At 44.5% G+C, this 11,823-nt stretch carries 11 protein-coding genes; all 11 read right to left on the bottom strand.

The features are described 5' to 3' along the window. Window positions 1–8 precede the first annotated feature (8 nt). The 11 genes from F896_RS16340 to F896_RS16390 are packed head-to-tail and all read right to left on the bottom strand — an operon-like array spanning window position 9 to window position 11,819. Window positions 9–440: a hotdog family protein gene (locus F896_RS16340; RefSeq protein WP_016162584.1), complete on the bottom strand. Its 432-nt coding sequence runs from the start codon at window positions 438–440 to the stop codon at window positions 9–11. Beyond that, window positions 441–1,634 (bottom strand): beta-ketoacyl-[acyl-carrier-protein] synthase family protein, encoded by a 1,194-nt coding sequence (locus tag F896_RS16345; RefSeq protein WP_016162583.1) that lies wholly within the window; start codon window positions 1,632–1,634, stop codon window positions 441–443. Then, window positions 1,631–2,185 (bottom strand): DUF3261 domain-containing protein, encoded by a 555-nt coding sequence (locus F896_RS16350; RefSeq protein WP_016162582.1) that lies wholly within the window; start codon window positions 2,183–2,185, stop codon window positions 1,631–1,633. The genes F896_RS16345 and F896_RS16350 overlap by 4 nt, the downstream gene beginning before the upstream one ends. 1 nt (window position 2,186) lies before the next feature. Further along, window positions 2,187–3,482: an NAD(P)/FAD-dependent oxidoreductase gene (locus tag F896_RS16355; protein WP_016162581.1), complete on the bottom strand. Its 1,296-nt coding sequence runs from the start codon at window positions 3,480–3,482 to the stop codon at window positions 2,187–2,189. 24 nt (window positions 3,483–3,506) lie between these two features. Then, window positions 3,507–5,819 (bottom strand): MMPL family transporter, encoded by a 2,313-nt coding sequence (locus tag F896_RS16360; protein WP_016162580.1) that lies wholly within the window; start codon window positions 5,817–5,819, stop codon window positions 3,507–3,509. Next, window positions 5,794–6,471: a LolA family protein gene (locus F896_RS16365; protein ID WP_016162579.1), complete on the bottom strand. Its 678-nt coding sequence runs from the start codon at window positions 6,469–6,471 to the stop codon at window positions 5,794–5,796. The genes F896_RS16360 and F896_RS16365 overlap by 26 nt, the downstream gene beginning before the upstream one ends. Next, entirely contained in the window at window positions 6,464–6,892 is a 429-nt protein-coding gene (locus F896_RS16370) for an acyl-CoA thioesterase (protein ID WP_016162578.1), read from the bottom strand. Before F896_RS16370 ends, F896_RS16365 begins: the two co-directional genes overlap by 8 nt. A gap of 9 nt (window positions 6,893–6,901) precedes the next feature. Next, window positions 6,902–8,443 (bottom strand): HAL/PAL/TAL family ammonia-lyase, encoded by a 1,542-nt coding sequence (locus F896_RS16375; RefSeq protein ID WP_032882057.1) that lies wholly within the window; start codon window positions 8,441–8,443, stop codon window positions 6,902–6,904. A 25-nt stretch (window positions 8,444–8,468) separates the two neighbouring features. After that, the gene (locus tag F896_RS16380) at window positions 8,469–9,401 is read right to left on the bottom strand and encodes an LpxL/LpxP family acyltransferase (RefSeq protein WP_016162576.1); all 933 of its coding nucleotides are present in this window, start codon (window positions 9,399–9,401) and stop codon (window positions 8,469–8,471) included. Beyond that, window positions 9,401–10,141, bottom strand: a complete 741-nt coding sequence (locus F896_RS16385; protein ID WP_016162575.1) for a glycosyltransferase family 2 protein — start codon at window positions 10,139–10,141, stop codon at window positions 9,401–9,403. Before F896_RS16385 ends, F896_RS16380 begins: the two co-directional genes overlap by 1 nt. Before the next feature lie 10 nt (window positions 10,142–10,151). After that, window positions 10,152–11,819, bottom strand: a complete 1,668-nt coding sequence (locus tag F896_RS16390) for an ApeI family dehydratase (RefSeq protein ID WP_016162574.1) — start codon at window positions 11,817–11,819, stop codon at window positions 10,152–10,154. Between the last annotated feature and the right edge of the window lie 4 nt (window positions 11,820–11,823).

Below are 11,823 nucleotides of genomic sequence, written 5' to 3'. Positions count from 1 at the left end.
TCCTAAAACTATAATGCTAATGTCGATTGATCAGTCGGTTCATAAACACTGAGTAAGACACTGATCACCTGCTCAGCCCCTTCAATCTCGCAAGAAAACTGCCCCAAACCTTCATGCAGATATTGCTGTTCGACCCGAATTCTTAAGGTCTGTCCAAGCGCAAAATACGCAAAGGGTAACTGCAGCTTGCGTGTCCCCAACAAAAAACCCAGTTTTGGTGCTTGCTGAAATTGTTGCCCCATCCAACCGGAATAGGCGCTAATGGTTTGCGCCATGATTTCAATACTTGTCCAAGTCGGTAAACCCGCCGCTTCACAGAACATCAATTCAGACCGAATCGTCAATTCAGCAATTGCATAACCTTGTTTGACTTCGAGCAGATGATCAATAAAGACCATAGGCTGTTCATGTGGAATATATTCAATCGCATCTAATTTCATTTAGTGCTGCACCCCAAATAACAAGCTGATGTTGCTGCCACCAAAGGCAAAAGAATTACTTAGCACATAGCGAATGTTCTCGGTCTGCCGAGCATCTGTGACATAGTTTTGATCAGCAAGCTCAGGATCAATATCGGTCTGTTGATGTAGGGGCAACCCATTTTGATCTTTTAAAAGTTGGGTACAGATAAAGGCTTCTATCGCACCCGCCGCTCCCAAACAATGTCCAGTTTTATGCTTGGTACTACTTAAGGGCACATTCAAGCCTTGAAAGACTTGTCGAACAGCCTTGATTTCCATCGCATCATTTTGTTGTGTGGCGGTTCCATGCAAATTGATATAACCCACCTGCTGTGCTGTTATCGCTGCACTGTCCAAGGCGCGCTGCATCGCGTTCGCTGCGCCCAAACCTTCTGGATGCGGTGCAGAAATATGCCATGCATCCATCGATTCACCCACACCATATAACATGATCGGTGCAGTGGCTTTGGTCAGCAAAAATAAAGCTGCGGCTTCGCCAATATTAATACCATCTCGATTGATACCACAGGGTTGGCAAATATCTGCCGATAAACTTTCCAAACTGTTAAAACCATTTAAGGTCAGTTGACATAAGGTATCCACCCCACCGACCAATACCGCATCAGCCAAACCTGCCTGAATTAAACGTTGTCCTGCGGCAAAGGCCTTGGCACTGGAAGAGCAGGCCGTCGAAATGGTATAAGCCGCCCCTTGCCAGCCGAGATAGACTTGTAAAGCTTTGGCTAGGCAACCCATTTCTTGCGGTTGATGCATAATTTCAATGGTGTCATTTCCATCAAAATGCTGTTTCAGTAAAAGCTCACTGTCGGATATTCCCGAAGTCGAGGTGCCCATTACAATACTTAAACGGGTTAGATCAATGCTGGCAATTTGCTGTTGAAGTTCAGTCTCAATTTTTTGCAGCGCAGTCAAAGCAAAGCGTAGATTACGCGAGTCAAATCGACCGAGTGATTCAGGTATAGTCTCAATCAATGGCTCTGCATAGCGTCCAACCCAAACAGCGCGATCCGCTAAAAACCCAGCGTCCAGACTCAATGTATTCGTTGCTTCAATCAAGTGCTGGCGGATCTGCGCAATATCCTGACCTAATGCAGAAAGCCCAATACTTAGAGGAATACCAACTGCTTGCAACTGAGATAAAGATTGACTCATGGTTGCACTCCTTGCTCAGATTGACCACCATTCAAGGTATTTTCAATCGGGCTCAAGGTCATGCGGTACGGTACCTGCAGATTATCAAGCTCAATGCTATTGTCTTGAGTTCGAATCGCTAATACGGCCTTTTCAGCAATAAAAACCTGCTGTTGCGTTGCCGCTTGTTGTACCCGAACAGACTGTTGTCCTAACTGAGCAAACTGGGGATAGGTCGCAAATAACAAATCTCGAACCACAAACTCAAAAGGCAGTAAGCGCATCTGGTCAATGCGTTGCTGTACTTTGACCTGTTGCCCATCAAATTGTAATTGAAACAAAGGCTGTCCAGTTAAACCCAAAGCAAGCAGACTGAGCTGCTGACCTTGCTGTTGTTGATAGAGCAAGAAGCTAAAGCTTTTATCCTTCCACTGCACCTCAACTTGGTCTTGCCGTTGATATTGCTGTGCTGGCCAATGGCTGCTTTTCAGTCCCTGTGCATGGGGCGTCAGTTGACAACCGCTCAACAGCAACATGCTACAGCATAATATGTTGATCCAGATCCGTTGCATATTAAACCTCTAAGGCTTTCTCTTGCGCGACGCCTTCACGGCAATACTCGGCCAAGGTGCTTAAACGGCGTTTGGCATTTTTATGAATCGGATTTTGATCATCCCATGCATAACCTGCCAGTAATGATGAAACCATACGACGAATGTTGTCATTTTGATTGCTTGCGAATACCACATCCTGAAACTCGCCTTCGTACCAAGATTCGACATAAGCACGAAACACTTTAATCCCTTTACGCAGCGGCAATTCATACTCCTGCATCCAATCCACCTGTTCACCTTGCAACACTCGATCAACCAAAGGAATTGCCAGACTGGAAGATTTCAATGCAATGGTCACACCCGATGAAAATACAGGGTCGAGAAACTCGCCTGCATTGCCGAGCAAGGCATAATTCCGACCGGCCAAATGTTTGACGTTTGCCGAATAACCAACCAAGGTACGTACAGGCGTATCAAATTTCGCCTGCGCTAATACCTGAGATAACGCAGGATCGTCGTCTAGAATCCTTTTCAATAACAAGTCAGGTTCATTCTGAGCAGCATCTTCAACCTGATAATGATCAAAGAAATCCTGCTCTGCTACCACACCAAAGGAAGCTCGACCATCGGCAAAAGGAATCAGCCAATACCAAGCACGACGGTCTTTTTCATGCACGGTAATTAAAATTTTGTTCCGGTCAAAATCAGCACGATCGCCAATCCCATCTTCAATATGGGTAAACAAGGCACGACGTACGGGGAAATTGGAAGGGCTTTCTAAATCTAAAAACTTCGGTAAGATGCGACCAAAACCACTGGCATCCAATAAAAACTTGGCTTGAATCTGATAGTGCTGCTGTGCCTCATCTAGCACAGTTAAAACAGGGTGCTCTACCTCAACATCGATCGCAACAACTTCATGTCCAAAACGAATATCTGCGCCATATTGCTGCGCTTGTTGGGCCAGTAAATGATCAAAGTCAGCTCGGCGAACTTGCCAAGTGGTGCCAGGCCCCGCACTGAATTTTTCAGTGAAATCATAATGGCTACGTTTTTCACCACACAAAAATGCCGCGCCATTTTTAAACTGGAATGCACGGGATTGAACATGCTCACGCACGGTTTCTAATAAGCCCGCTTCTTCCAAAAAAACCATGCACTGCGGTAATAAAGATTCACCAATTGAGAAGCGCGGAAAATATTGTTTTTCAATCACCGTGACCGCATAACCTCTTTGACGAAGCAAAGCTGCGGCTGAACTGCCAGAAGGTCCAGCACCAATAATCACCACATCGGCTGTTTGTATCATCTTCATTATTGCCCCTAAAAATTAGATTTTTTAATGCTCTTCTAAATTCACAATATGGTGCTGATCAGCTGGCGTAAGCAAAGTTGCATAAACAAATGAAAAGATCACACCCAATAAAACAGTTAGACCGAAGCAATGAATCGCATAAGTATGACTCAATGATAATAGTCCAAAGCCCAATAAGGTCGACATCATACACAAAAACAGCGCCATGCCAACCACCTGCGGATGGTCATGTCCATGCCGATAGAAAATCGCATAATCCACACCAATTCCAATAATCAAGAAGGTTCCCATAATACTGAACAAGTTAATTTCTACACCCAACCATGCCTGCACCGCAAAGGTGCTGATGAGTGCCAAAGTCACAGGCAAAACCAACGGCATAATCGAACGCCTGCCATAAACCAAGCCCAAACCCAGCGCCAGTCCAAATAAGGCATAGATCAATAAATGCTGCGCTTGCTGACGATGCTGTGCAAACGCACTAGACAGTGTGCTGACAGGTTGTTGGAAATCAATCTGTGCGGATTCAAGTTGCTGTAATCGCTGCGCCTGTTTAACCCCACGCACCATGACCAGACGCTCGGTAGGACTGAGCTGTAAAAATGCCAAGGGATGTTGTTGAAACACCTGTTCTGTGAGTAAGGGTTGCTGCTGCAATTGTTGTTGCCATTGCAGTAGATCAGCAAAATTTAACCCCATGCTTTCCGCATACTTTTTCAGTGCCGTTGCTGAAGTCTGCTGAAGTAGCTGCACATTTTGCTGCTGCTGGGCCAAAGGAGGAATCCATTGTCCCAAAGCTTGAAAACCTTCAATCTGTCCCTGAGTTTGCAATTGCTGCAATTGATCAATCAATTGTGCTTCCTGCTGCTCAAGCTCAGCACTGGAGTGTGCACGGACAACAAAATAATCACTGCTTTGCTGCTGAGCAAACAAGGACCGAATATATTGATCTTCCTGCTTCAGCTTGGCATCCATACTTTGCAAGTTTCGAATATCATCATTGGATTGCAAAGCAAATAGGCTGCTTCCTCCAATCAACAAGATACTCAAAATAAAGCCATAGCGGATTTTCTGATGTTGCTGAAACCATTGTCTGGCCATTCCAATCCAAGCTAAGCGTCGAATTGCAGCTTGTGCATTCAGTGGAGCTAAGCGCGGCAGTAGCAACACACTGGTGATCCAGGCAGCGACCAAACCGACTATTGAAAAAACCGCAATTTGCCTAAAAGCAGGAAATGGGGTAAAGCTGAGAAAAATATAGGCCACAACCGTGGTCATTAAGCCCATAAATAAGCTCGGCAACAGCGGTCTAAGAATCCTAAATCCATCCAGTTTACGGTGCTGTGATTGCATTGCCATAAAATAGAAAGAGAAATCAACACACACCCCGATCAGACTGGCGCCAAAGACCAAAGTCATCAGATGAATTTCACCGAACACCAGATGCGTCACCGCAAATGCCAGTAAGCTCCCTGTCGACACGGCGATAAATTCAGTAATGAGCGGCCGGAATGAACGGAAGCCAAACCAGACCAACAGGATTAAGCCCAAGGTCGAACCGAGACCAATGGTTGAAATTTCCTGCTTAGCCGATTGGGTTCCATAATTAGAAAATAAAATGGTTCCAGTCCAATGCGATTGAACCTGCAACCTGTTCAGCTCAGGCTGCAACTGTTCAATCCAAGCGCTGACCTGTTCCTGATAATCAATGTTATAAGGACTCTGTTTTAATTGCAGAACCAGTAAGCGTGAGGTCTTTTGCTCATCATGAATGGTTGCGAAACCATCTTCCAGTTCGACATTGCTTGAAAGTTGATTGGCCACACTCAACATATACCGTGGAAACAGTAACAAGGGATCTTGCTGTAATGACGTCGCGGTAATCGGCACCCCGACACTCATTAACTGCATCAAGCTTTGTTCGGTCAGTGCCTCATAATCCTGCTGTTGCAAAAACTGTCGGTCTTGTTGATTCAGCAAGCCTGCCCGATGTTGATACAACTGTTTGGAAAACTGTGCTAAATCCAACTGTGGTCGAAGCGGTTGCCACAGGTCACTGTGTTGTAGCTTCTCTTGAAACAACTGAGTGGCTTGCGCCAAGGCCTGCTGATCCTGACTTTCTAAAACAACAAAGACCTTTTCATTGAGCTGATCACTCATATATTGCTGTGTTTTGGCAAGCTCGGGATTTTGTTGCGTTTCAGGCAGCAAAGCAAAAATATTGGTCTGAATATGGATCTCTTTTTTGACCCATGCCACCGCTAGCGTAAGCCCAACCAGCGTTAAAATAATTAACCAGATGGCTGTGAATTTATTTTGCCAATTGGAAAAGCGCATCTTCAGCAGCCGTCAGTTGATTCGGTTGAGTGGTTTGATTACGGAATAAAATCGTAGTGCTGTTATTGGCCTGTTCTTGAATCACGATCTTATTCACATACTGTTGTCCTTGTGCATCTATTCTCTGGAACAACTTTTTAAATAGCGCTGATTTAGGCGTTAAAGCAATATTCCATCCTGTCGGACTGTAATTGGCTGATAACACATTAAAATTCTTCGCCAAGGCTTTGTCATTACCTGACATCAGTTGTAAAAATAAGGTCGCAACCGAACTATAAGGTGACTGATCAATCTTGATCTGGCTATAGGTTCGTTGTGTTTTCTGGATGAGTTTGTTTTGGGTTACGATCAAATCTGCTTGCACAGGTCGTTTAATTTGCCAAATTACGCCATTGGATTTCGCAAAGGTCAGTGTGCCATTGGAAACAAAAGTTTTGTTTAAACTCGCCAACTTCTTTTGCTGTTCAAAATCGGCGCGAATGAGCTCACTTTTAGCAAGCTGATTAAAAATCGTCGAGACCTGATCCGCATGTGCAGATGCTGAAACACTCAAGCTGAACAATACGCTAACTACACTGAGTAACAACCAGCAAGCACGCTGCTGCATCAATGCAGCAAGGCGATTTAAATTCAGAAAACCAGAATTAACCATGCGGGTGCTCCTTAAACGCATCCCATGCATTTAAACAATCCAATAAAATTTGCGGTGACTGGAAACACATTTCTCTGTTTTCCATGTTCACAGCCACTTGGGTGGTATAGCCTTTGGTTAAACGTCGTCCAGTGTCTGCATCGAGAATCAAATATTCAATTTTTAACCGATTTTCCCATTCTTTTAAAATCGCGCGAACTTTAATTTTCTGTTCAAACTCAATCCCCTGTACATAACGCACATGGCTTTCAATCACAGGCCATGCATAGCCCGATGCTCTCATCTGGTTGTAGTTATAATTAAACTGTTCCAATAACTTACAACGCGCAATTTCGAAATACTTTAAATAGTGTCCATGCCAGACCACATTCATGGTATCGACATCATGAAACGGGATTTCAATGATTACATCTGCCTGCATCTGTCGCTCCTAGACCTGTTGCTGGAATTGATTGAACAATTCAAAGTTGTCGAAACGATCAATAATCTGTTGTAGTTCAGTTTGTAAAGGACGATCTTCTTGCAGTAGTGCAAAACTTTGTAAGGTCCACTCGACAAAGGCCTTTAAAGGCGGGCTTAATTGAGATTCAACACCTTTCAAATGCACGGCCTGCACACTGGCACAACATAAGGCCGCCAAAACCTGCTGCGTCAAGGTAATGACCCGAGTCGCATCTCGGGCGGCAATGGTCCCCATACTGACTTTGTCTTGGTTATGGCATTCGGTAGAACGTGAGAAAATAGACGCGGCCAAAGTATGCTTCAAAGCTTCTGCGGTCCAAGCCGAAACCCCAATTTGAACTGCTTTAAAACCATGATTCAAGGGTAAGCGCTCGGCACTGGCACCCGTTAAATTGCGTGCTAAACCATGATTCATTTTATGGTCGACCAACTGTGCAATTTGTCGATCCATCAGGTCAGCAATATTGGCGATCATAATCTTCAAACTGTCCATGGCTTGGGCAATATGCCCGCCATAGAAATGACCACCATGCAGCACCCTTAAATTCACAGGATCGATCAATGGATTATCATTGCTAGAATTTAATTCATTTTCGATAAATTGGCGCAACCAATTTTTTGAATCTTCAAACACACCAATAATATGTGGCGCACAGCGTAAAGAATAACGATCTTGTAAACGTGGACTTTGGTGTGCCGTCTGTACTTCACTGTTCAGCCATTCACGTAATTGCTGGGCAATCTGTTGCTGACCTTGATGCGGTTTTTGAGCAAATAAAACTTCATCAAAATGACTTGGATTACCTTCTAGGGCCAAGACATTTAAAGCAGTAATCAAGGTACTGGCCAAAGCCACCTGTTCTGCTTTTTTATAATTTAAGCAGGCAATCGCCGTCATCACCGCAGTACCATTCATGAGTGCCAAGCCTTCTTTCGGGCGTAACACCAAGGCGTCCAAGCCTTGCTCAGCATAGACTTGTGCAATCGGCACAATCTTGCCTTGCGCATAGACATCACGCTCCCCCACCAAAGCACCTGCAATGTATGACAGAGGCGTCAGATCACCACTTGCCCCGACTGACCCTTCCGATGGAATCACTGGAATAATATTTTCATTCAACATCCAGACCAGACGCTCTAGCAAGGCTAAAGACACACCTGAATAACCACGTGCGAGTGAACAAAGACGAGTTACCACCACCGCACGGGCAGTGATCAAATCCAGATTTTCACCTAGACCACAACCATGAAAACGAGACAGATGCAAAGGGAGCTCATTAACTTGATGCATGGGAATTTCAACCAGACATGAATCACCATAGCCTGTGGTAACGCCGTAGATCACGCCTTCATCTAGCAGGAGTTGATCCAAAAAATCTGCACCGCGCTTAATCAACTCACGCCAAGCGGTTGCTGTCGGTAAAGCCACTTGACGCTGTTGTCGAGCAACCGCAACCACATCTTCAATACTGAGTGGCTGTTCCCCAACAATCAGGACGGGCTTGAGCATTGCTTCACTTTGACTTGCATTCACGTTATTTTGTCCAAAACTGATAAAAATTAAACCATTGATACGGTGCCCGTAAGCAATGTTGTTCTAATACGGCGACATAGGATTGGGTGATCTGTTGCATGCTGCTTAATCGGGTTTTGCGCGGTAAATCCACTTGCTTAGCAATCGCATGAATATGCACCTGAAACTTCTGCTGGACACGATAACAAAACACGGCCAGCACAGGCACTTTCAGTAAATTGGCCAAAATCCATGCCCCTTGTGGCAACGCAGCTTCATTTCCCAAAAACTGGATGCTTTGCACTCGATCCGACTGCACAGGAATTCGATCCGCCGCTACAATCACCCACTCCCCCTGCTCCATCTTTTCCTGTAACAACATCGCTGTTTCAATGCCAAGTTCATCCACTGCAATTAAATTGACATCAGCCTTATCATTAATTTTTTTTAAAAACTGATTAAATTGTGAGGCATGTTTTTGATACACCAATACATTAATTTTTTGTGGGTGTTCTGACTTTAGCGCCCGCAGTAACTCAATATTGCCAAAGTGCGACACCACAATAATCGCGCCTTTTTGATAATGGCGCTGGAAGTGCTCATGCCCAAACAATTGCAGTTTTTGCTCGGGAATATGCCCTAACCATCCCTCAATTTTATCCAGAATACACTCACCAAACTGCATGAAATGCGTATAGCTATTCATCCAGTTTGGCATTGCTGCAAACGGTGACTGAGCCCCCGCGAATTGATGCAAGCGCTGTAAATATTGTAAAGAGGCCTGTCGTGCTGTCAGCGCAAACAGCCAATACCACATAATAATAAAATACAGCACCACACGGCATAGCCAACGTCCGCCACAGCGATAAAATCCAAGCATCAGCATCAGCGGCAATATTCCCCCTCGTTCCTTAATCTGATGCCATGTATCCTGTGAAGTTTGCGGTGTCGTCATCAGTCCACCTTAAACTTATGCCAAATCAGCTTTGGAAAACGCAGCAACATGCCTGCAAATAATCGGGCATGTGCCTGACTTAAGCCCAAATTATCACGCCATACATTAAAATGTGACACGCCATGTTCAGGATAAATCACCCGTGTAGGTACATTCACAAAGGGGGTATTCTCCCATTTTAATCGAACCAGAATTTCACTATCAAAACCCATTCGAGGTTGAAATTGAGCAGCATTGAGTACTGCTATGGTTTTCGCCAAGGGATAGACTCGGAAACCGCACATACTGTCTTTAATCTCGAAAGACAAACTGTTTAACCAGACCCAAAAATGCGTGACATAACGTCCATACAGGCGTTTCTTGGGTACCGAGTCATCAAAGATTGGCCGTCCAATCACCATCGCTTGGGGGTGTTGCTGCGACTGCTCGATAAATTTCGGCACATCTTCCCAGCAATGCTGACCATCCGCATCTAATTGCAGTGCATGCGTCATCCCTAACCGAGCAGCATGTTGTAGTCCAGTAATAACCGCTTGCCCCTTGCCTTGGTTGGTCTGATGTTCCACTAAATCAACCAATGAATACTGTTGTGCCAGTTGATGCAGAATCGCCGTACATTCGGCATTACTGCCATCATTGACGAGGATAATCGGATATTGAAATTGTTCCAGATACTCAACAAGATCAGTAAGATAGTGTGGATGGTTATACACAGGAATAACAATGCCATAGTTCAACATCAGCGGACTCCTAGACCTGTTCAAGCGCAAACAATAAACGCCCTGAAGCCAAGACCTGTTGCTCTGAGGTGATTTCAAAGCTGATTTTATGTAATTTACGACTTAATTTTAATTGCACCACCGCATAAGGACGAATCAGGTTTTGAAACTTCAATTGCTCAAACCCCTGACACCACTGTAAATCAGACCAACTATTTTTCGCAAACTGCTGAATAAAGCCAATCTGTCCAACACCCGGATAAATCGGTTGGGTTGGAAAATGCCCCTTAAAACATTCCAGTTCAGCAGGAAACTCAAGGCTGAAATATTGCTCATCCTGTTGTTGCCATTGCGATAATACGACAGGCTGTAACATCGGGCTAAATAATACTTTTAAATAATTTTTATCGCGTTTTGACTGGGCATTTTGTGGAATCTGGCTCAAAAAACGCCACTGTCGCGGAATGGCAATACTTTCCAGCTGATACTGTAACTGTTGCTTCAACTGTTTTACAAAAGCGGCTTTACCTATCGTCATTAATTGCTGTTGAGCCTCGGCACTGAGTACCACAATCGCTACTAAAATTTGCCGATGTTGATGTTCAAGTAAGAGTGTATGGCTTTGTTCTACTTCTACCAACGTATTCAGACTGTGCTCAATCGCATCCAGACTCAAGCGCTTTTCTTCCAACTTGATAATACGGTCCAAGCGACCTAAAAGTTTGAATTGCTTATTGTCGATCTTGATCCACTCAGCAGCATCGCCCGTGATGATCCAGCCAGACTCACCCGCATGGTTACTTCGCACCATGAGTTGAGTGCTTGCAGAAATCTGAATCTCGACATTATTAAAGGCTGTCCATGCTGCATCATCATATTGCCGATGTGCAATCCCCCCTGTTTCTGAACTTCCCAGCACTTCAACAATCGGTACATTCAAATGTGGTCGAACACCCGCATCCAATTTTCCACCCGAACTAAACACCCTTTCGCACTGCTGCAAGAGCAAATCCTGCGTCCAGCGTTTTAATAAAGCAGGACTGGAAATCAGATAGTTGCTCCACCCTTGTTGAGCTAAACGCTGTTGAGCTTGAATAACATCTTCAGGAAAAGCCAGTTGCGGATTAAAAAAATGGCGCCCTGTTGCCAGCGGTAAAAGCAGTTTGAACAGTAGTCCATAAATATGCTGGTGACTGACTGTGGCAAGGGCAACGCTTTTCTGGTTGAACTGAAAACTGCCAACTAAGCCGATCACTTCATTGAGCAATTGCTTTAAAGTACGTTCAATCTTTTTCGGTTCGCCGGTTGAACCCGAGGTAAAGAATATGATCTCAGCCTGATTTAAAAAATCATCCTGTTGGATACGAATCAGTTGCGAAAAGCTTGCCTCTACATTCACAGCAACAGGCTGACGGCTCAGAAAATAAATCTGTTGCTGGGCAAATTGTTGTTCTAAATCTCGGACACGATTGGGAGGTAAAATGATTTTTTTATTGGCCAATAAGCCTGCAAATAATAACAATAGAAACTGATAGCTATCTTGTTCCCACAATGCCCAGGTTTCTTGGCTCAATCCCCTGATTGCAGCAGCTTGTTCAGCGACGTCTTGCCAAAAATCGGCATAAGAAATTGTTTTTAATTCAGAGGTAATACATAACGCATTCGCTGAATCAGCATCATTATAAAAAGAAATAGGCATAATA

Origin of the sequence: Acinetobacter genomosp. 15BJ, assembly GCF_000400715.1 — a bacterium.
GTDB lineage: Bacteria > Pseudomonadota > Gammaproteobacteria > Pseudomonadales > Moraxellaceae > Acinetobacter.
Note: the sequence above shows the minus strand (reverse complement) of the source record. Positions and strands in the feature narration are given on the sequence as shown.